The following is a 19020-nucleotide window of genomic DNA, read 5'->3' as shown; positions in this document are numbered from 1 at the left end:
GGAGGGAACTCCTTGCGAGGCGGCGGGGTGGGGTCAGGTGAGCAGGAGGACGCGGGTCCAACCGGTGGCGTCGGTGGCCTTCAGGGCAAGTTGGGCCCCGGCGCGGCCTTCCATGAATCCGGGTTTGGGCAGGTGCTCCCAGTCGGCGGCCAGCCGTCGGTGCAGGTCTTGGACGATCGGGGTGAAGCGTTCGGGGCTGGTGCTGTCGGCGGCGACCGCGCGGGTGAGAGTCAGCAGCCCGGCCCAGCCGTGGCAGAGCGTCGAGTCGGTGATCCGGGCGACCCGCAGCGGGTCGGTCAGGATCGCCTCGACCCTGTCCTCGGCCGCTTGGCGCCGTACAGGGTCGCCGAGGGCAAGCGCGGCGAGCTGCTGGGCGCGTGCGATGCCGGGCTGGCCGTAGCACCAGGACTGGCGGGCCGGCTCCGCTGCGGGCGGCTGGTCGGCGTCCAGGTGGGCTGTGGTGGACCAGTAGTGGTCGCCGTGCCGGTCGAGCCAGGTCGCGAACGTGCCGACGGCCTCCTCCTGGCCGGGGACGCTGACTCCGGCGCGCAGGGCGAGGGAGAGCACGGCCAGGGGCCCGGCGATGCCGTGGGCCATGCCGTTGTTGCCGTGTCCGCCTGCCATGTCCTTCCCGTCGGGGCCGACCGGCGACCACCACCCGGGCAGGATCCTGCCGTCATTGCGGGCGGGGTGTGCGAGCGCGACGAGGCAAGCGAGCACGTCGGGCAGCCGGGGCGCGATCGGGCGGCGGGACAGCAGCAGTGCGGCGAGCCCGGTCATGCCGCGGATGAGGTCCCATTCGGCGAGGTGGGGCAGCGTGCCGGCCTCCTGCCGGCGGTGGGCGGCGGCGAGCCGGGCGTCCACGACGCGGTCGACGGCCGCGCGGACGTCGTTTGCGGCCCCGTGGGCGCGGTCCAGGACGAACTCCAGGGCGGGTGCGCCGTGGAAGAGGCTGGCGTTGCTGCCGGTGCTGACGCCCCGGACGGTGGCCTGGGCGAGGTGGCGGCGGGCGGTGGACAGGTCACGGCGCTCGATGTCGAGCAGGGCCATCCCTAGGGCGCCCTCGGACAGGTCCTGCGTACGGGGCACGGTCGTCGTGGTCATGAGCGCCTGGCCAGGGGGACGACGATGCTGTGGGCCCGGCCGCCGATCCACCCGTCGGCGTCCGGCGGGGGCGCGTCGTGCAGGGTGGCGATGCCGAGGGGGCTGGCGTCCAGGTGCGCGCGCAGGAGGTCCAGGTCGACGTCGCGGGTGAGGTCGAGGGGCAGCTGCTGGTCGTCTTCGGCGAGCAGGACCCGATCCGGCACGCGGAACCGGGCACGCCAGACATGGAGTTGGTCCGCCCACTGCTGGAGTGGGGCGGTGCGGGCAGGCAGCGTACGGCTGCGGATCTTCCACCGGGCGGTGGTGAGGATGGTGCGACGGTAGGTGAGGGCCGGGGTGAAGGGCAGGGTCCAGGCGGCGCCCCAGTCGAACCAGGTCACTTGCGGGTACGCGGCCCGGCTGATCTCGCCGAGGAAGCGGGCCATCGGCGGGGTGTAGTTGTTCCACAGGAAGTTGATGGCGGTGGGGGCCAGCAGCTCCAGCGGCTTGCCCGTCGCGGACTCCACCAGCTGGGGGCGGCCGTCCGCGACGGTGACCGCCAGGTCGCGTGGGAAGAGCACGTGCGGTTCGGGACGGCGGAATTCGCCGACGCTGACGATCCGGGGCAGGGCCTGTGGTGCGCGGGTGAGCAGGTCGGCCGGCACCCGCCCGGCGTGGAAGGAGAGCTGCGCGAGTTCCGCCTCCGGATCGACGGTGGGCAAGTTCGCGTACGCCGTCTCGGTGCCGGGCAGGAGGTGCCAGAACCGACCGGTCATCGATCCGGCTGAGCGGGAGACGGTCAGAACGTGCAGCCGGAAGTCGCCTCGGTCCAAGGCCGGAAGACAGGAGGCGTGGACCTGTGCGGCCAGTTCGAGGTGGGGTGCCAGGGCCTGGGGCTTGTCGCCGGCCGCTGCTTCCAGCTCCTCGATCATCGCCCCGGTCAGCGCGACGGTGCGGCTGCCTTCGGCGGCTGCGGTGCCGGCCAGCTCCAGCAGCAGGCGGTCGCGCCGGGACATCGGCCGGGGCGGTTCGCTCGCCGTGACGAACCCTGCCGGGAAGCCCACGCCCCGGTCGGGGTCAGTCACCGCTTCCACTGGCACCGCCGTGTTCTCGCCGTAGCGCTCGGAGAACTGCTCGATCCACCGGCGCCAGGTCGGTGTCCCGTTCGGATGGGTGACCAGGCGGGCCAGGACGGTGGCCGCGGTCTCCGATTCGGTCAGCACCTGCTTGGGCAGCCGCACGTCGGCGTCCAGCCGCAGGTCGCACGCTGTCCGCAGACCGGCTGCCTGGGTGTGCGTTGCAGGCGGTAAGACGTCGGTGGGGTCGGCGATGGTGGCGGGAGCGCGCAGGGAGGAGCGCAGCAGCCGCACCCGCAGCAGTTCACCCAGCAGCCGGTCGCGCGCCGTGTCGCTCACGGCGGGGAACTCCGCGGCCAGTTTGTCGGACAACTGGCGGTACGTGATCGGCGATCGCGCGAGGTCGAGTACGAGACGCAGCGCGGGGCTGAGGGCGAGGCGGAACTCGGCATCGCCCTCGGACGGTACGTGGATGTGCTGGTCGCGCTGTCGGATCAGGGTGTTGACGCAGACCTCGGCGTCGGCCATGCGCGCAGCGTCGCTCTCCCAGGCACTGAGTATCTCTTCGAGCCCCACCGGGTCGGGGCGGGTGACCGCCTGGTGCTTCTCACCGAAGCGCACGGACGTGGCCTGGGCGAAGCCGAGCGGGGCGACGCCGGCGAACAGGCCGTAGGGGGTGGAGCGGCGGGCGTAGCGGATCGCGTAGCGGGCGGTGGCCAGCGCCGCCCGGCGCATCCGGCGCACCTTCGGTGTGCGACCGTCGATGATGGCCTGCACCTGGTCCGCCAGGTGAGGGCTCGCCTGCGACACGGTCCGGCGGAAGTCGGTGTCGGACCACACCGTGCTCAGCCACACGCGCCACTCCTCCACGGGCGCTTTGGTCACCGGCCAGGGCGGCATGGCGGGCTCGGTCGTGTGCACCGCGGCGCGCAGCATGGCCTGCCCCGCGCCCTCGTACAGGCTGGACCGGTGCCGTGTCATCAGCGCTCTCCTCATCTTCTGCGTGGCGGGCGGGGCGGGCCGGACGGGGAGAGCCCCGTCCGGCCCGCGTTGCCGGGGTGTCCCGGCTTACGAGGTGGTGCAGGCGCTGGGGCAGGAGCTGCCGCAGGTGTCGCCCGTGCTGCACATCAGGACCGTCTCGGTCGCCGGCGTGCCCTCGATGAAGGTGATGTCGAGTCCGAACGGGTCGGTCTCATCGGTGGTTGCCAGGTCCGACTGCACGGGGGCGGTCGGCCTCTCCGTCTGCACGGCGGTCATGCTTGCCTCCTAGTGGCGATGGGTGGTGCGGGATCCCGGGACCCGGTCGGGGCCCGGAGCTTGGTGCCAGACGGTGGCGGGCGAAGGCGTCGCCTGGTCCAGGACGTCTGGGAGTCGATGGGCCCCGTGCCGTCAGGCTGCTACGGGCTGCGCTTCCTGGTGGGCCTTCGCGGCCTGGTTCAGGACCTTGGTGAAGTGCTCGGCGCGTTCGTCGCCCTCGGCCTCCTGGGCGCGGAGGTCTCCGAAACGGGCCCAGTAGCGCCGGCAGACGTCGCTGTTCATGAGCATCGAGGCGTAGAAGGGCAGTTGTCCGTCGCGGACGAAGCCCAGGCGGTCGCGCAGGCTGAGGGTACGGATCTGCTGGTTGGCATGGAGCAGCTGCATGTACTCCTCGACGTCCACGTCCTCGGGCGCCCAGAGCTTGGCGAGGTCGGCGTTGGTGGACATCTGCGCCAGCCAGTCGAGCTGGTTGCGGGCGACAACCGCCTCGTTGCGCTCGGCCTGGTGCCGCGCGTCCTGCCTGAGCCGGGCGGCTCCGACCACGGCCGTGGTGACGGAGACGGCAGCACCTGCAGCGAGGACGGCGGTGGTGAGCTTCATCTGTCAACGATCCTTTCGCAGAGCGGAGTTGCGGCCGGGAGGCCCACTGGTGGAGAACCTGGGGTTCCGCTGCTTCACGCGGCCCCCGCGAGGACGACGGTCGGGCCTTCATCGGCAGAGCCATGCGCGGTGTACCGGCGGCGCACCGCCTTCAGAGCGACAGCGATCGGCGGCAGACCCACGGTGGCCCTGCGTGCGTCGACTGACTCCGGCTCGCGCAGCGGGCACAGCTCGATGCCGTCGGCGCACAGCAGGAGCTGGGTGCCGTACTCCTGGTCGCGCCCGCTGGTGATGAGGGCGCGATCGTGCAGGTGCGCCCAGTGCTGGACCAGCGCGTCGCCGACCTGGACCGCACGTCCCAGCAGGGTGGTGGCGGCGCGCTGAAAGTCGGGTTCGTCGTCGCTGTGCAGGGCGATGCTCCACGCGGCACGGGCCGCGTCGGGGCCGACGAGGCGGTGGCCGGGCCAGTCGTGGTCGGCCAGGATGCGGCGCAGCACCTTGGTGTTGACGTGGTCGGTGTGCCGGCCCTGTCCGAGTTGGACGGCGTCGAGCTGGTCGCGCACGCGCTTGGCCCGGTGCGTGGCCGATTCCGTGGCGCGGGCGATCAGCTCGCGGGCGAGGTCGGGCCGCTGCGGTTCGTCAGTTGTCACGCGTTGCTCCGATCATCCGGAGCCGGCTGAGGCGCGTGGACCTGGCAGCTGATCAGCGCGCGGAGCCCGGCGCGGTGCTCGGCGGGGAGTTCGAGGCGGGCGACTCGATCGCCGTCGCGTCCGGGGCCAGATCCGCACACGTCCCAGCCGTTGTCGGTGAGCCGACGCAGGAGGGCAGCGAGGGGTTCGGCTTCGAGAGTGTGGCGGGCCAGCGTCTCGGCCCGTACGACTTGGAGGTCGAGTCGGGCGGCGAAGTCGGACGCCCACAAGGTGATCAGGCGGGTGATGTCATCGGACTGGCCGGGCAGGGTGTGGACGCTTTGGAGGAAGAGGCACGGACCCTGACCCCATCCGAGGTCGGGGTCACGCTCGGGGATCATGCAGGCCAGCAGCTTTCCGTCCTCGTACAGTCCGGCGGACATGGTCTGCGCCTCGCGGAAGAGCGCCGGGATGTCGGCGCGGGCGGGTACGGGCAGGCCGTGCATTGTGAGCCAGCGCTGGCGGTCCTGGACGAGGGCCGCAGCTTCCTCGCGCTCGGCCGCCGTGCGCAGCATGCGCATCTCGTAGATAGCGGTCGGCGGCGTCTGCGTGAAGGGGACGGAGGCGGAGCGGTACTCGCTGGCCGCTGAGGTCGTAGGCCGGGTCACCGGCTTGCCCCGCTTCGCGTCGCGTGGGCTGCCTGCTCGGCCGGCAACAGCTGCCAGCCGTGCGCCAGGACCACCAGTTCGGTGGTGTCCTGTGCGCCCGTGTCGGCGAGGAGCTGGTCGAGCGCGGCGCGCTGGTCGGCCGGGGCGAGCTTGGCGGCGACGGCGATGTCGCGCGTATCGCTGTGCTCAGCGACGGCTCGCAACAGCAGCAGCTGCTCAGGGCTGAGCTTCGGAGCTGGCCTGTCCGCCGTGGGAGAGGCCACCTGCTGGGTGGTGAACAGGCGGTGCACGATGACGGGGGGCTTGCAGCGGGGCGGGCAGTGGAGGCTCGCGCGGATGTCGCGGATGTACTGGCGGACGGTGACCGCCGAGAGCCCTGTCTTCGCGGCGATCTCTTGGGATGCACAGCCGTTCGCGAGGTGTTGGGCGACGCGCTGCAGCGTCGGCGTCAGAGGGGTGATCGGTGCGCTGGTCGTCACGGGCGGGGTCACGGTGTCTCTTTCTCGGCTGGAACGGACGGTCACCGGGGTGGGTGCCGCCGGTCCCCGCGGGGGACGGGGACCGGTGGCACCGGCCCGTGCGCGGCGGTCGGGATTCACGGGGTGCCGCGTACGGGGGCTCATGCGGCGGTCGGGTCGGGGCGTGCCCAGGCGGCTTCGGCGGCGAGGCGTTCGGACCACTGGATGTGGTCCTCGTCGAAGGCGGCGTCGGCCAGGCGTATGCGCTGGACCTCGCCGGTGCCGGCGGGCGGGTAGGTGTGCTGGACGTCGCGCCACAAGCGCTGGAGGACGTAGTCGCGGTCGAAGGCGTGGGCGCCGTGCAGTTCCATGGCGTCCTGGGCCGACTGCACGGCCCACTGGTGGCCGAGGTACTTGGCGTTGATCAGGTCGGCGTCGCAGGGCAGGCCCTGGTCGAGAAGGTGCACGGACTGGTAGGCGAGTATCCGGCCGGCGCGCAGACGGGCCTCCATGCCACCGATGCGGTCCCGCAGTACGGGCAGGTCGGACAGGCTGGCCCGATAGCGAGGACGGGCCTTGAGACGAGCAGTAGTGGCGGCCACGACCGCTTCGTGAATGCCGAGGCTCACGGCGGCCAGGTTGGGACGGCCGTACAGAATGCTGCTGCTCTGGGCCACGCTCAGCCCCTGGCCGATCTCTCCGACCACGTTGTCCTCGGGAACACGGACGTGATCGAGGTCGAGTCGGCCGGCGGAGAAGCCGTGCAGACCAAGGCCGGGGCGGTGCTCGGGGACCGAGAGCCCGCGGCGGCTTGATTCGACCATGAACGCGGTCAGCGCCTGGGAGGTGCTCACGCCCGCTTCGGCGGTGCGGGCGACGACGAGGTGGGCACCGGCGAGGTGACTATTGCCGATATGGACCTTGCGGCCGGTGATCACCCACTCGCTGCCGGCGCGTTCGGCTGTGGTTTCGATGCCACCGATGTGTCCGCCGGCCTGTGGTTCGGTCACGGCGATCGATAGCAGCAGGGAACCGTCCGCGACACGGGGCAGCCAGCGGCCCTTCTGCTCGTAGGTGGCGAAGTGCAGCAGGGCGCCGACGGGGATCAGGGTGGCCTGCAGGATGGCTGCGGCAGCCGCCGAGATCCGCGCGATGCGGTGGACCAGGATGGTCTTGGCCACATGTCCGGCACCCAGCCCGCCGAAGGAGGCCGGGATGGTGACGGCGAACCAGCCCCGTGCGGCCATCAGGTCGGCGACCTTGCGCTCCACCCTGCCCGGAGCGGCCTCCATACGCGCGACGCGCGACGCGATGTGCTCGGCCGCGAAGGCGTCCGCCTCGTCCCACAGCACTTCGTGGCGGGCGGTGAGGTAGGGGCGCAGCGCCGGTGGCGGTGTAGTGGGTGTGGCGGACATGGTCTCCCTCTCCCTGGGCGAAGGTCGCAACGTGGAGCGGCCGGGGATCGACTACGGCTCCCGGGTGGGGGTGGTGGAACGGCCTAGCGGACGGGGGCGCGGACCATGTGGTCCATCACCTGGGCACCGGCGTTGATGACGATGTCCCTGAGCCGTCGGGCCTCGCTCAGGGGGCGCTTCTCGGGGTCGATGACGCACACCGTGCCCAGCACGGTGCCGCTGTCATGGACGAGCGGGGCGCCGAAGTAGGAGCGGATCCCGACGGCGTCGACCACGTGGTTGCCGCTGAAGCGCGGACTGGCGTGCACGTCGTGCAGCGGGAGAGCCTTCTTGCGGGCCATGACGTCCGGGCACCAGCCGTGGTCGCGGCTCATGGTGCGGCCGACGATGAAGTACCCGCTGTCCGCCGGCGGCTGGTGCAGCCCGACGAAGGTCTGCTCCTCCAGGAAGAGATTGACGAACCCGTACAGGAACCCGGCCTTGGCGGCCATGTCGCGGGCCAGGTCGTCGAAGTCCTCGCTCGCCACGGTAGGCACGCCCAGGCGGTTGAGCAGCTCGTACCGCTGCGCCAGCTCCGGTGCCTGCTGGGTCTGTGGCCCGGTGACGGCGGTGGCGGGCGGGGTGATCAGCCCGCGGTCGGCGTCCCGCGTGCCGCGTCGCGGCAGGGACAGTGCGGGTGGGGCGGTCGGCGATGCGAGGTAGGGGTTGGGGTGATGTGACATCAGGCGTCCTGGAGGGTGGTAGTGGGCGTGTGGTGAACGCGGCTCGCGGAGGCGTTCTTCACGGCGTGGCCGACGAGGGTCAGCAGGACGCCGGCGACGTGGTTCGGGTCGCGGGCGTCACAGGTGATCACCGGTACGGAGGCAGGGAGTTCGAGGGCAGTGCGGACCTGCTCGGGCTGGTAACGGTGCGCTCCGTCGAACTGGTTGATGGCGACGACGAAGGGCAGGCCGATGTCTTCGAAGAAGCTGATGGGAGTGAAGCTGCTCTCCAGACGGCGGGTGTCGACCAGAACGACCGCCCCGACGGCGCCGCGGGAGAGGTCGTACCAGAGGTCGACGAACCGGTCCTGGCCGGGCGTGCCGAACAGGAACAGTTCCAGGGGTACGGGCGCGTCGGGCAGGCTGAGGCGGCCGAAGTCGAAGGCGACCGTGGTGGTCTGCTTCGCCTCGATGCCCGCCAGGCTGTCCACGTCTGCGCTCGCCTCGGTCAGGTACTCCTCCGTGCTCAGCGGCGCGATCTCGCTGACGGCGCCTACGGCGGTGGTCTTGCCCGCCCCGAAGCCCCCGGCGATCACGACCTTCAGCACGGTCGGCGCGGCGCCGGCGCGCGGGTGCGGCGAAGTACGCAGCACCGCGCCCGGGTCATCCGGCCTGGGGGTAGGCGATGGCATCAGGCCACTTCCTCTTCAAGCCCGCTGAAAGGGCTGCCAGCAGTTGGGTAGACGGACCGGATTCCGCGCCTGTATCGGCATAGGGGTGGGTGAGGGGGACGACCAAGGCGTCGGCGTCCAGGAGGTCCGAGACGAGGATCTTGACGGCGGTGACGGGCCGGCCAAGTCGTCCCGCCAGTTCGACCACCGATCGTCGGCGCTCCCGGCACAGGGCGAGGATCTCCTCGCATTCCTCGGCCTGTGCCGGGCCGGGCCTTCCCCGTCCTGCTTCCAGCACGGTTTCCAGACCGAGCAGGTGCCGCGGCCTGGTCCGCCCGCGCGTCAGGGTGTAGGTCCGCACGAACATCGACTCCTCGGTCGCGCGGCCGTGTGTGCTCACCGGACCTCTCCGCCCGTGCCGACGCGGACCGGGATCAGCATGTAGGGGGCGAACTTCTGGACGAGGCGCCCCATCTCGAATCCGACGGTGCCCGCATCGGCGTCCGTGGTTGCGATGACGGCGAGAATCGTGTCCACCTCACCGCGTTCGTTGCCGGGGTGGTTGTCGAAGGCCGCGCTGCGTCCGGCGCTCTGAACGAAGAAGAGGCAGTCGTCGCGCTCGATGATGACCTGCCGGGCCGGCCTCTTCTTGTGGCTGGGGCCGGTGATGTTCGCCGCGAGGGAGGCAACTCCGCTGAGGGCGGCCGACAGTTCGTCCGCCCAGTCCTTGTCGACGTCGCTGTCCAGCAGCCGCAGTCCGTCGCGCGACAGCAGGACGGCGTGCGTGACGCCCGGGACGTCGGAGGCGAACTGACGCAGCAGCCAGGCCATGTTGTCCCGCTGTCCGCTTGCAGTTGTCTCGGTTACGGGCGCGTCGCCGGTCACGTTGTCCATCGCGGGGTGGGTGCTCATAGGGATCGCTCCAGAAGGGGGAAGGGCGCCCGTAGATGTAACGGGCCACCGGGAACGTCGAGGGACGGGGGCTCAGGGCGCGGGCTGCTCTGTCGAAGCGGCGGAAGAACCGGCTCTCCCGCCGGCCTGGATGCCGTTGCGGAAGGCGGCTGCGAGCCCTGGCGTCGCCCCGGTCACGGGGGCTTGCTCCCGCTCGCGCGATGGACGGAACGAGCCGGCCTGACGTCTACGCGTGGGAAGAGCGGGCGCATCAGCAGAGTGACCTGCCTCTACGGCTCCTGGTGCCCCCACATTGCCGGGGTGTGTGACCTGGCCTGCCGTCGGGACGGCTGGAGCCGCGGCGACCTGCTGCGGCGGAGCGGATGGGCGGGCTTCCTGGTGCCGCGCGGTCGCATCGTCGACAGAGGGAATCGCTACCAGGAGCCGTGCCGGGATGACGACGAGGGCGGTGGTCCCTCCTGTTACGTTCTCCTGCAGGAGAACGGACAGCCCGTGCGACTGGGCGATCTTCGCGGCGACCAGCAATCCGAGTTGGCCGGCCCGGACTTGGCCGCTGACGTCGACTTCGTCGGGGGCTTTGAGCAGGTGATTCATCTGCGCCCGCGTCTGCGGATGCATGGGAATAGCCCGGTCCTCGACTTCGACCGCCAGCCCGTTCGCCACGCGCTGCGCGCGCACCATCACCTTCGTCGCGGGATCGGAGCACTCGCAGGCGTTCTCGATCAGCTCGGCCAGCAGGTGCGTCAGGTCCGGGCCCACATGGCCGGGAAGACCTAGCTCGGCGCCCACGGACCCGGCGGCGACGGACACACGTGGATACTGCACGACCTCGGAGACGGCGCCGCGCAGTGCCGTCGCGACGGGAACGGGCCGGCGCACGCTGCGCAGGGACTGGCCGCCCAGCACCGCAGTGCTCTCGACCTGGCGACGCATCCGTGTCACGAGGTGATCGATCTCGAAGATCTTGGCCAGTAGCTCCGGGTCGTCGGTCAGCATCTCCAGCTCGCTCAGTGCCTGAAGCGCCTTGCCGACCAGTGCGTGCTCGCGCATGGCCAGACGGCGCAGCACTTCCAGGAGGACGACGGACTGGGACTCGTCGTGCACCCGTATCAGCGACGCGATGGCCTGCACCTGGAGGGCACTCAACGCCGTGTTGATCTCGGCGTTCGGACTGGCCGACGTTGGAGCCTGCAGGTCCGGCAGCGGCGGGCGTCCCCCGCGGCACAGCTCATCCGCCGACCACTGCACCGACTTCTCGACGGCCGCCGCTGCCCCCACAGCCGCTGCCAGTGCCGCTGCCCAGTCCTCCTCCGCGGTCGCCTGCACGGCACCTGCCGCCATGCGCGCTCCGCGAGCCGCCGCCGTGGCGACCCCGGCCAGTCCGCAGCCCAGGCCGGCCAGGAGCCACCCGGGGCCTACGGCGGACACCGACCAGAGGGGGAAGGCGGCACCCAGCAGCGCGGCTAGCAGCACCAGGGGCAATGCCACGGCGCGGCGGACACGATGCAGCGTGAACGCGTCGATCGGAGGCCGCCGTCTGCGGTGGCCGGTAGCGGCCGGCCGTGCCGGGAAGGCGCTGTCAGGCATGGGAATCCTCGTCAGGTGGGGGTGACTAAGCGTGTTGCGGCGTCAGGTCTGCGCGGATCTGGCGTGTGCTGCGTGGGGCCGAACGGGGCGTCGGAACCGCGACCGCGCCGCGGTGGTGTGAGGACTGCGTCGACAGGAGCTGAAGGAGCCGGGCGCTCTGGATCAGGCCCATGTGGCTGAACGCCTGCGGAAAGTTGCCGAGCTGGCGCTGTTGGACGGGGTCGTACTCCTCGGCAAGGAGCCCGAGGTCGTTGCGCAGAGCGAGGAGGCGTTCGAACAGGGCGTGGGCCTCGTTGAGGCGGCCGATCAGGGCCAGGGCATCGACGAGCCAGAAGGAGCAGAGGACGAAGGTGCCCTCATCGCCCTTCAGGCCGTCCACCCCGGTACGGTCACCGATGGTCGGGTAACGGCGCACGAACCCGTCCGGCGAGGAGAGTTCACGGCGCACTGCTTCCACGGTGCCGATGACGCGGGGGTCGTCGGGCGGCAGGAAGCCGACGCGGGGGATCAGCAGCGTGGCGGCGTCCAGCTCTTGGGAACCGTAGGACTGGGTGAAGGTGTTACGCACCGGATCGAAGCCCTTGGTGCAGACCTCGTGGTGGATGGTTGCCCGCAGCTCGATCAGCGGGGCTACGTCGATGTGGAGGGCACCGGCCTCGGTCAGGCGGATGGTGCGGTCGACCGCCACCCAGGCCATCACCTTGGAATGGACGAAGTGTCGGCGTGCTCCGCGGATCTCCCAGATGCCCTCGTCGGGCTCCTGCCAGCGCTGTGCCAGGTGCTCGATGAGTCGCTGGTGCAGCACAGCGGTGTCGGCGCACCGGGCGACACCGCTCTCGTGTGCGAGGTACAGGGTCTCGATGACCTCGCCGTACACGTCGAGCTGCAGTTGGTCCGCCGCCCCATTGCCGACCCGTACCGGGGCCGAGCCCTCGTAGCCGGGCAGCCAGGACAGCTCCCGTTCCCGCAGGTCACGCTCTCCGGTGATCCCGTACATGATCTGCAGGTTTTCCGGATCACCGGCCACGGCGCGCAAGAGCCATCGCCGCCATGCCTGCGCCTCCTGCCGGTACCCGGTCCCCAGGAGCGCGGCCAGCGTCGTGGAGGCGTCCCGCAACCAAGTGAAGCGATAGTCCCAGTTCCGGTTTCCGCCGATCTCCTCTGGCAGCGACGTGGTCGGCGCCGCGACGATCCCACCGCTCGGCTCGTACGTCATCGCCTTCAGCGCGATCAAGGATCGAACCACGGCCTCGCGATATGGCCCCTCGTAGGTGCAGTCCCGTGTCCAGTCCTCCCAGAACGTGAGCGTCTCGGTCAGCGCGGCCTCGGGGACGGGAACGTCGGGCGCCGCTGCGTGGGACGGGCACCAGCTGAGGACGAACGCCACGCTCTGCCCGGCGGCGACGGAGAAGGCACTGACCATGACGCCGTCCTTCTCCACCTGCGGGACGCAGGTGTCGAGCCACAGAGCGTCCGCGCCGGCCTCCGCGACCATGCGCCCACCGACTTCGTGAATCCACGGGCTGACGCTGCCGTACCCTGGCCGTGGACGCATGGCCGAGATCATGGAGACCTCACCGGTCAGGCCCTCGACGATCCTGATCACCTGCGGTGCCCCGTCGCGCGGTGGCATGAAGTCCCGGACACGGACCGAACCGGCCTCGGTGCGCCATACCGATTCGAGGACGAGCGAGTCACCGCGGTACCGGCGCTCGGCGACTGCTTCGGAGCTGGAACGGTCGGCAGGAGCGGCCGGAGCGATCCGCCAGGTGCCGTGTTTCTGCGTGCCGAGCAAGCCGGTGAAGACGGCCGGCGAGTCGAACCGGGGCAGGCACAGCCAGTCGATCGAACCGTCATCGCAGACGTGGGCACTGGTCTGCATGTCACCGATCAATCCGTACTGCTCGATGCGCGGAATCCGTTTCATCGTGTGGATCTCCGTGAGCCCCGCAGGTCCGGGGCGGTATCGGGGCCGCCGCAGCGGCCGGGAATGGTGGGAAGAGGAGAGGCCGGTGGTTACCGGAGCGAGGCAGGGGCGTTCCGGGGCGGCGGCAAGTCCTCGTCGGCCCCTGCAGGGCTGGCCGCGCGCTCACCGCGAAGAACCAGCCAGGCCATCGGCCCGAGGACCAGCCCGATAACGACGGCCCCGGTCACCGTCATGTCCGCGGTACCGAAGCGGCGAAGACGAGACAGGCCAGGGCGACGGCGAAGACCGCCCCGCGCAGCACGTTGATCTGCGGTTTCCGCCAACGCCGCCCGCGCTTCGATCGGATCGGCTCGGGACCGCCCCGTTCCACGTGTGCCATCAGCTCCTGGGTGGCTTCGGCAAGCTTGACCAGGTACACCCGGCTCGGCACGTAGCCCTCGGGAATGCTTTCGGAGCAGAGCCGTTGCGCCCGCACCAGGACAGGGCTGCCCAGGTCGGTCCGTGCTCCCAACTGAGCGACGTGACCGCGCAGAAGTCGAACGAGGTCCTCTACATCGGCAGCGTTCTCGGGCAGCGGCGAATCCTCGCCCAGCACGAGCGTTGCCGTCTCCGACGCGGCAACCACGTGATCGCGCTCTGGCGCCAGCACCACGGTGGCGGACTCTCGCCGCCCGCGCCCGCCTCCGATCTGGCTGTCGCCTCGGCGATGGTCCAGCGAAAGGCGCATGACACAACTCCTGTTCGGATTAAGCCAAAGTGACCCCAAGTCACCAAGTGGCACCGACGACTGACGTGCGAAGTGAGTGATCTGGTCGCTACGTTGAGCGAACCGTGAATCACGGCCGAGCGGTATGCCCACACCGCCCGCAGGGCCGTCAAAGGCGTCAAAGATCATTTCGGAACCGAGGGACAGTCCATGGCCCGTGAACGCAACGTCGCCCTCGCCGCACTTCTGCGCGAAGCAGGCTGGTCCCAGCCACAAGCAGCCGCCGCGGTGACCCGCGTGGCCGCGGAGAGCGGAGTGCGCGAACTTGACGCGATTTCCCGCTCGCACATCGCCATGTGGGTCCAGGGCACAAAGCCCAGCGGCAGAGCGCCGCATATCCTGCGCGAGACGCTGTCCCGCAGACTCGGCCGCCGCCTCTCCCTGGCCGACCTCGGGCTGGAAGAAGCGCCGACAGGCACGACCGACACCGGATCCGACTGGAGCGTCGACCCTCTGACCGCACTGGCCGAGCTGGGAAGCGACGATCTCGATATGCACCGACGTAAGCTGCTGGCCACCGCCGCCTACTCCGCGGCTGGCCTTGCCCTGCCCACTACCTCGTGGTGGGCAGCCGCCCCCGCTGCAGCGGCGAACCGCCGACCGGCATCCTCGCGCTCGGTGACCCAGGCGGACATCGACGACGTCCGCGATCTCACGGTTTACTACTCCGCGCGCGACCAGCAGCGAGGCGGCGCTTCTGGCCGCAAGGCCCTCGCCAGCCACCTGCTCGACGGTGCGGTACCGCTGCTTGGCGGCCGATTCCGTACAGATCAGCTCCGCCGCGACACGTACTCCGCCGTGGCGGAGATGACTTACCTCGCCGGTTGGATGGCCTTCGACGCCAGTGAACACCGCACTGCCCAGCGCTACCTCACCATTGCCGCCCGCATCGCGGCGGAAGCTGGAGACGGACCGCTCGGTGGTCATGTCCTGCGTGCCCTGGCCCACCAGGCCGTGGACCTCGGACATCCACGCCGGGCGCTGGACCTGGCGGACGCCTCGATGTCCCGCGACCGCTACGGCCAGGCCAGCCCTCGTGAAAAGGCGCTGCTGGCGATCGTCCACGCACGCGCCCTTGCGTCCGACGGCGACCGGGCTGGCACCCTCGCGGCCATTAGCCGCGCGGAACGGGACCTCGCCCGCGCCGACGCCACCGAGGCACCGGCCCGCGTCGGCTTTTTCCAGGAAGCCTCCCTCGCACACGAGACGGCCTGCGCTCTGCGTGACATGGGCCAGCCTCGGGATGCGGAGATCCACTTCAAGCGCAGCGTGGCCACGCGCCGACGCCAGCAGTTCGCCCGTACCCACAGCGTGACGCTCGGCTACCTCGGCGCTGTCCAAGTCCAGCAGGGACGCCTCGACGAGGCATGCGCAACCTGGAACGAAGCACTCGACGCCATGGCCGGTATCCAGTCCGGGCGAGCCCGTGACGTCATCGTCCGCATGCAGAGCGACATCTCGCCCGTCCGGCAGCGCGGTGGTCGCCACGTCGCCGAACTGGACCGTCGCGCGCGAGGCATGTTGCGCGCCATAGGCTGACCACAGAACGGTTTCGCGGCGCTGACCGGAGGCCGCCGCGCACGCTACGCCCAGGGAGAGGAACGAGCGCTGATGCCGACCTACGAGGTCAAGTCGATCGCAACGGTCGTCGGCGGCCACACCCGCGTACAGGACGACTACCAAAGCGGGGTCGAATCGATCATCCGGCTCGACGACGCGTATCCCCTCGAAACGCTGCAAGGAATCGAGGAGTTCTCCCACCTGACCGTGACCTGGCGCTTCCATCTGGCCCGACCCGAAGACGTCCAGCTCCACGCACGCAGTCCAAGGGGAAACCAGAACTGGCCGGCGACCGGTACGTTCGTCCACCGCAACCACCGGCGCCCCAACCAACTGGCGGTCAGCTACCCGCGGTTGCTCAAGGTCGAAGGCAGGGACCTCCTGGTCACCGATCTCGACGCCGTCGACGGGACGCCCGTGATCGACCTGGCACCGTACTTCGAACAGATGGGGCCTCAGGGCCCGATCCGTCAGCCCGCATGGCCTGGCGAGATGCTTGACCCGAACTACTGGGCGAAGGCAAGTGAACGGCCCTCCGAGAATCCCCTGTAGGGGAAGTGGCTGAGCTGCCCGACTCGTCAACCGCACGGCCGGGAGCCATTTGGAAGTCTGGCTCAACCCGCAGCCCTCGCGTACCGGAACTCACACCACGTCTCCTTGCCGCTGCTCTCCCACGCGTCTGAGATCGCATCGACAAGCCGGATCCCGCGACCGGATTCACCGTCGGGCGCGGCTTCCTTGAGTACGGCTGGGGCCGGATTGTGATCGGTGACCGAGACGCGCACCACGTCGACGGCCACCGTGATCCGGAGCACGACTTCTCCCTCACCGTGAATCACGGCGTTGGTGACCAGCTCCGAGACGGCCAGTACGACGACCCCCGCCACCGGCTCCGAAACACGGCACCGCCGCAGGAACGCCCCGGCTGTCTGCCGCATCTCCCCAACTTTCGCGAGATCAGGGAGAAAGGCCGCCTGACAGCCATGGGATGCCGCCGGTATGCCTGCCCTCGCCGATGTGCTGTGCCGGTCTTCGTGAACCGACCTCGCGCATGACATGCCTGCCACGTCGGCAAAGCTACGGATGCCCCCGCCGGGCGGGGTCTCCTCTTGGAGCCTGGTCATGGGGGCTATCGCACCGCGTGGCGACGCCGTCGACCAGGGGAATCCCGAGGGGGAAATATCTGTCAAGGGGGAAAGTTGGAGGGGGAATTGAGGCCATGATTGGATTCCGCCCACCAACAGAGGTCACACTCATGCCAGATCCGTTCGCCGACCTGCTCCTCCGGCTCCGGCAGGAGGCGGGCAGGACGCAGGAGGAGCAGGCAGACGCGATCAACGCTGTCTCCGGCCGGGACACCATGACCCGCCGAGAGATCAGCCGCTATGAGAACTTCGAGAACGTCCCTACCAATCACACAATCGCCCACATCGCGGCGGCCTGCGGTGTGCCCTTCGAGGAACTACAGCGGGAGGCCAAGGCTGCCCGCGCTCGGAAGAGAAAGGGGCATGCCAATGCAGAGGAGGACCAGGACGCCGTGAAGCGTCGCACGCTGCTGGGTGGCGCCGCTGTCGGCGTGAGCGCGGCTGCCGAGCCCTGGGGGCGCCTCGCCTTCGCCCTCAGCAAGGGGTCCAAGATCGATTCGCCCTCCGCCGTCGCGCTCATCGACCGGGCCGCTGAACTACACGTCCAGGAACTCAATCTCAGCGCCCGGCGGCTACAAAGCACGGTCGAGTCGCATCTTGACGCGATCACCGCGGCTCTGCCTCGTGCCGGCGAGCACGAGCGGGCTCTCACTATCGCCGCCGGAGAAACCGCCGCCCTGGCCGGTTGGGTTGCCTGGGATTTGGGTGAGCACGACAAAGCCGACGCCTACTACAAGGTCACGTCGCAGTGTGCGACGACCGCCGGGCACCCTCCGCTCCGAGCCCTGGCCCTGACCTACAGCAGCTACGGCGCCTCGACGCCGAAGGCGAAATTGGAGTTCCTTTCCCAGGCGGCCAGCGATGTGCGAGGCCACGGCAACGCTACTGCTGCCGCTTGGGTCCTCGGCAGGCACGCCGAGGAGGCTGCGGCGGCCGGCGACGAGATGGGGGCGCTCCGGGCGTTGGAGCGAGCGCGCTTCGCCTACGACTTCGCGGATCACACCAACGAGCAGGCGTGGGTCCGGTTCGTGACCCCGTACCGCATGGACTCGCTGGCCCTCTCTGTATACGGGCAGTTGGGGCGTCCCGAACTCACCGCTACAGCAGACACCGCAGTCGACCGCCTCGGAGACGAACTCCCGGACGGAGGCGTCGTGGTCCTCGGCGATCTCGCTTCGGCCCTGCTGCGTGGAGGTGACGTCGACCAAGGGGTCTACGTGTCACGCCAGTTCGCCGCCGCAGCACAGGCCAAGCCCAACACGATGGGCAAGGAGCGCGCATCGACTATCGCAGCGTCGCTCCCGGACAGCGAGCAGGAACTCAGCCTCCATCTGCGGCAGTTCGCATCCTGAGTCCCTGCGCGGCACGCGTACAAGCTCAGGACGCGAACGCAGTCGTACGGCTGGTCGGTTGCTCCGCAGACCCTATGCCGTCTCCTCGACAACCCAGGACAGGTACGCTTCCGACCCGCCGCTCACGGGCACCGTGATCCACTGGGGGACGTCATACGGGTGCTTCTCGTGCAGCCACGCCTCCAGAGCCGGGAGACGGTCCGTCGTGGTCATGTACGAGATCCGCCACTCCTGCGCCGTCTCAATTTTCCCCTTCCACCAGTAGAAGGCGGTGATCGGTGCATCGATGTGAACGCCCGCTGCCAGCTTGCTCTCGACTGCGCCACGGGCCAGCGCCTTCGCCTGATCCTCGTTGTCGCTGGTCGTCTGCGCGATCACAATCTCGTTGGCCATGCAATTACCTCTCCAGCTCGGGTACCGCGACCCTATCTAGCCGCTGGGGGGCCGACCCCAAGGCCATCCGGGCGGCAGTCCGGACGTTGTCAGCGCTGCTCCCAGTCATAGGGCAGGTCGTCTAGAAGGTCCGCCTGGGGTAGTCGGCGGTGCCGGGCCGGCACTTCGAGGCGGTGGACCCACGGGTGATCCCCGTACGTTGCGAGGATGGCTTCGGCGAGCCAGATGCTCTGTGTCGGCCCGAGCGTCGGAAGTACTGCGGTGAGGTCTGTCTCATCCTTGGGCCGGGGGTTCTTGGCTTTGTAGTAAAGCTGGACTTCAGGGCGCAGGTAGGGGATTCCGGCCGTGCTGATCGCGCCCAGCTCCGCGACGGGGCGGTGCACGGCAGTGTCGCGGCGGGACACCCACAATCCGTCTTGCGCTTCGTCCAGCATGATTTGGAGGCGCCACGGCTTGCCAGGCCCAGGGCGGCACCAGATGTCGTGGACGCCCATGGGCAGGTACTCGTCGGGTAGCCAGGGACGAAGCTTGCCGGGCGGATCAGCCGCCCACCACTCCCATCCGGCGAGCACATGCTGGGCGGCGTGCTGGTCTTCGCGCAACAGCAGGACATCGATGTCGCCGTGCTCTCGGATCGCGTGTCCAACGGCGAGTTCGATGGCGTGGCCGCCCGCGATCCACCAGGTGCAGCCCGCTCGTGAAAAGAGGTCAGCGACTTCAGCTAGCGGGGCAGGCTCCCACGCGGACGGGTCGGTCGTCATCTTGGGAGCGTAACCGCTCAGCGGCAGGTCAGGTCCTCGTTGGACAGGAGCTCCTTGCC

21 protein-coding genes are annotated in these 19020 nt (G+C 69.8%); 3 read left to right on the top strand and 18 right to left on the bottom strand.

The features are described from left to right. Positions 1-33: 33 nt before the first annotated feature. From ACFY93_RS18495 to ACFY93_RS18425, 15 genes are all read right to left on the bottom strand, one after another. Complete coding sequence (locus ACFY93_RS18495) at positions 34-1104, bottom strand: lanthionine synthetase LanC family protein (RefSeq protein WP_391359849.1); 1071 nt, start codon at positions 1102-1104, stop codon at positions 34-36. After that, entirely contained in the window at positions 1101-3140 is a 2040-nt protein-coding gene (locus ACFY93_RS18490) for a lantibiotic dehydratase (RefSeq protein WP_391359847.1), read from the bottom strand. The genes ACFY93_RS18495 and ACFY93_RS18490 overlap by 4 nt, the downstream gene beginning before the upstream one ends. A gap of 87 nt (positions 3141-3227) precedes the next feature. Then, positions 3228-3416 (bottom strand): FxLD family lanthipeptide, encoded by a 189-nt coding sequence (locus ACFY93_RS18485; protein ID WP_057608338.1) that lies wholly within the window; start codon positions 3414-3416, stop codon positions 3228-3230. Positions 3417-3548: 132 nt separating this feature from the next. Continuing rightward, positions 3549-4016: a DUF6082 family protein gene (locus ACFY93_RS18480; protein WP_391359843.1), complete on the bottom strand. Its 468-nt coding sequence runs from the start codon at positions 4014-4016 to the stop codon at positions 3549-3551. A 74-nt stretch (positions 4017-4090) separates the two neighbouring features. After that, positions 4091-4666: a DUF6624 domain-containing protein gene (locus ACFY93_RS18475; RefSeq protein ID WP_391359840.1), complete on the bottom strand. Its 576-nt coding sequence runs from the start codon at positions 4664-4666 to the stop codon at positions 4091-4093. Then, positions 4663-5220: a hypothetical protein gene (locus ACFY93_RS18470; protein ID WP_391359838.1), complete on the bottom strand. Its 558-nt coding sequence runs from the start codon at positions 5218-5220 to the stop codon at positions 4663-4665. Before ACFY93_RS18470 ends, ACFY93_RS18475 begins: the two co-directional genes overlap by 4 nt. Positions 5221-5309: 89 nt before the next feature. Then, on the bottom strand, positions 5310-5792 hold the full coding sequence (locus tag ACFY93_RS18465; protein WP_391359835.1) for a LuxR C-terminal-related transcriptional regulator: 483 nt from the start codon (positions 5790-5792) through the stop codon (positions 5310-5312). Positions 5793-5932: 140 nt separating this feature from the next. Further along, the gene (locus tag ACFY93_RS18460; protein ID WP_391359834.1) at positions 5933-7186 is read right to left on the bottom strand and encodes an acyl-CoA dehydrogenase family protein; all 1254 of its coding nucleotides are present in this window, start codon (positions 7184-7186) and stop codon (positions 5933-5935) included. 83 nt (positions 7187-7269) lie between these two features. Beyond that, complete coding sequence (locus ACFY93_RS18455; RefSeq protein ID WP_371565062.1) at positions 7270-7908, bottom strand: GAF domain-containing protein; 639 nt, start codon at positions 7906-7908, stop codon at positions 7270-7272. Further along, positions 7908-8495, bottom strand: coding sequence for an ATP/GTP-binding protein (locus ACFY93_RS18450; protein WP_162625126.1), 588 nt, complete (start codon positions 8493-8495; stop codon positions 7908-7910). The genes ACFY93_RS18455 and ACFY93_RS18450 overlap by 1 nt, the downstream gene beginning before the upstream one ends. Positions 8496-8550: 55 nt before the next feature. Continuing rightward, complete coding sequence (locus ACFY93_RS18445; RefSeq protein WP_057608332.1) at positions 8551-8958, bottom strand: DUF742 domain-containing protein; 408 nt, start codon at positions 8956-8958, stop codon at positions 8551-8553. Continuing rightward, the gene (locus ACFY93_RS18440) at positions 8955-9470 is read right to left on the bottom strand and encodes a roadblock/LC7 domain-containing protein (RefSeq protein ID WP_057608331.1); all 516 of its coding nucleotides are present in this window, start codon (positions 9468-9470) and stop codon (positions 8955-8957) included. Before ACFY93_RS18440 ends, ACFY93_RS18445 begins: the two co-directional genes overlap by 4 nt. A gap of 72 nt (positions 9471-9542) precedes the next feature. Beyond that, positions 9543-11057 (bottom strand): ATP-binding protein, encoded by a 1515-nt coding sequence (locus tag ACFY93_RS18435; protein WP_391359829.1) that lies wholly within the window; start codon positions 11055-11057, stop codon positions 9543-9545. A gap of 25 nt (positions 11058-11082) precedes the next feature. After that, positions 11083-12984, bottom strand: a complete 1902-nt coding sequence (locus ACFY93_RS18430) for a glycoside hydrolase family 15 protein (protein ID WP_391359827.1) — start codon at positions 12982-12984, stop codon at positions 11083-11085. A 229-nt stretch (positions 12985-13213) separates the two neighbouring features. After that, the gene (locus ACFY93_RS18425) at positions 13214-13711 is read right to left on the bottom strand and encodes a DUF6415 family natural product biosynthesis protein (protein WP_391359825.1); all 498 of its coding nucleotides are present in this window, start codon (positions 13709-13711) and stop codon (positions 13214-13216) included. Between the two features lie 189 nt (positions 13712-13900). On the opposite strand from ACFY93_RS18425, the gene ACFY93_RS18420 reads away from it, so the two are divergent. Together ACFY93_RS18420 and ACFY93_RS18415 are read left to right on the top strand one after the other, a co-directional pair. Continuing rightward, entirely contained in the window at positions 13901-15289 is a 1389-nt protein-coding gene (locus ACFY93_RS18420) for a Tat pathway signal protein (RefSeq protein ID WP_391359822.1), read from the top strand. Between the two features lie 72 nt (positions 15290-15361). After that, positions 15362-15862, top strand: coding sequence for a TrmO family methyltransferase (locus tag ACFY93_RS18415; protein WP_391359821.1), 501 nt, complete (start codon positions 15362-15364; stop codon positions 15860-15862). 62 nt (positions 15863-15924) lie between these two features. On the opposite strand, the gene ACFY93_RS18410 is transcribed toward ACFY93_RS18415, so the two are convergent. Next, a complete protein-coding gene (locus ACFY93_RS18410; protein WP_391359818.1) occupies positions 15925-16434 on the bottom strand; it encodes an ATP-binding protein in 510 nt (169 codons plus the stop codon). Positions 16435-16565: 131 nt separating this feature from the next. Between ACFY93_RS18410 and ACFY93_RS18405 the strand changes: the two genes are divergently transcribed. Beyond that, complete coding sequence (locus tag ACFY93_RS18405) at positions 16566-17807, top strand: helix-turn-helix domain-containing protein (RefSeq protein WP_391359816.1); 1242 nt, start codon at positions 16566-16568, stop codon at positions 17805-17807. Between the two features lie 72 nt (positions 17808-17879). Here the strand turns inward: ACFY93_RS18405 and cutA are convergent, their stop codons facing one another. Together cutA and ACFY93_RS18395 are read right to left on the bottom strand one after the other, a co-directional pair. Next, the gene (cutA, locus tag ACFY93_RS18400) at positions 17880-18200 is read right to left on the bottom strand and encodes a divalent cation tolerance protein CutA (protein ID WP_391359813.1); all 321 of its coding nucleotides are present in this window, start codon (positions 18198-18200) and stop codon (positions 17880-17882) included. A gap of 89 nt (positions 18201-18289) precedes the next feature. Next, positions 18290-18961 (bottom strand): nucleotidyltransferase domain-containing protein, encoded by a 672-nt coding sequence (locus tag ACFY93_RS18395; RefSeq protein WP_391359810.1) that lies wholly within the window; start codon positions 18959-18961, stop codon positions 18290-18292. Between the last annotated feature and the right edge of the window lie 59 nt (positions 18962-19020).

This window comes from Streptomyces sp. NPDC008313 (assembly GCF_042956125.1).
Classification (GTDB): Bacteria; Actinomycetota; Actinomycetes; order Streptomycetales; family Streptomycetaceae; genus Streptomyces.
This window is presented reverse-complemented; position numbering and strand designations above follow the sequence as displayed.

Bases quoted from the DNA above. Each gene is read 5' to 3' on its own strand.
- ACFY93_RS18485 (WP_057608338.1), bottom strand. From the start codon at position 3,416: ATGACCGCCGTGCAGACGGAGAGGCCGACCGCCCCCGTGCAGTCGGAC.
- ACFY93_RS18410 (WP_391359818.1), bottom strand. From the start codon at position 16,434: ATGACCAGGCTCCAAGAGGAGACCCCGCCCGGCGGGGGCATCCGTAGC.
- ACFY93_RS18455 (WP_371565062.1), bottom strand. From the start codon at position 7,908: ATGTCACATCACCCCAACCCCTACCTCGCATCGCCGACCGCCCCACCC.
- ACFY93_RS18480 (WP_391359843.1), bottom strand. From the start codon at position 4,016: ATGAAGCTCACCACCGCCGTCCTCGCTGCAGGTGCTGCCGTCTCCGTC.
- ACFY93_RS18415 (WP_391359821.1), top strand. From the start codon at position 15,362: ATGCCGACCTACGAGGTCAAGTCGATCGCAACGGTCGTCGGCGGCCAC.
- ACFY93_RS18435 (WP_391359829.1), bottom strand. From the start codon at position 11,057: ATGCCTGACAGCGCCTTCCCGGCACGGCCGGCCGCTACCGGCCACCGC.
- cutA (WP_391359813.1), bottom strand. From the start codon at position 18,200: ATGGCCAACGAGATTGTGATCGCGCAGACGACCAGCGACAACGAGGAT.
- ACFY93_RS18495 (WP_391359849.1), bottom strand. From the start codon at position 1,104: ATGACCACGACGACCGTGCCCCGTACGCAGGACCTGTCCGAGGGCGCC.
- ACFY93_RS18420 (WP_391359822.1), top strand. From the start codon at position 13,901: ATGGCCCGTGAACGCAACGTCGCCCTCGCCGCACTTCTGCGCGAAGCA.
- ACFY93_RS18425 (WP_391359825.1), bottom strand. From the start codon at position 13,711: ATGCGCCTTTCGCTGGACCATCGCCGAGGCGACAGCCAGATCGGAGGC.
- ACFY93_RS18405 (WP_391359816.1), top strand. From the start codon at position 16,566: ATGCCAGATCCGTTCGCCGACCTGCTCCTCCGGCTCCGGCAGGAGGCG.
- ACFY93_RS18490 (WP_391359847.1), bottom strand. From the start codon at position 3,140: ATGACACGGCACCGGTCCAGCCTGTACGAGGGCGCGGGGCAGGCCATG.
- ACFY93_RS18460 (WP_391359834.1), bottom strand. From the start codon at position 7,186: ATGTCCGCCACACCCACTACACCGCCACCGGCGCTGCGCCCCTACCTC.
- ACFY93_RS18440 (WP_057608331.1), bottom strand. From the start codon at position 9,470: ATGAGCACCCACCCCGCGATGGACAACGTGACCGGCGACGCGCCCGTA.
- ACFY93_RS18470 (WP_391359838.1), bottom strand. From the start codon at position 5,220: ATGCTGCGCACGGCGGCCGAGCGCGAGGAAGCTGCGGCCCTCGTCCAG.
- ACFY93_RS18395 (WP_391359810.1), bottom strand. From the start codon at position 18,961: ATGACGACCGACCCGTCCGCGTGGGAGCCTGCCCCGCTAGCTGAAGTC.
- ACFY93_RS18430 (WP_391359827.1), bottom strand. From the start codon at position 12,984: ATGAAACGGATTCCGCGCATCGAGCAGTACGGATTGATCGGTGACATG.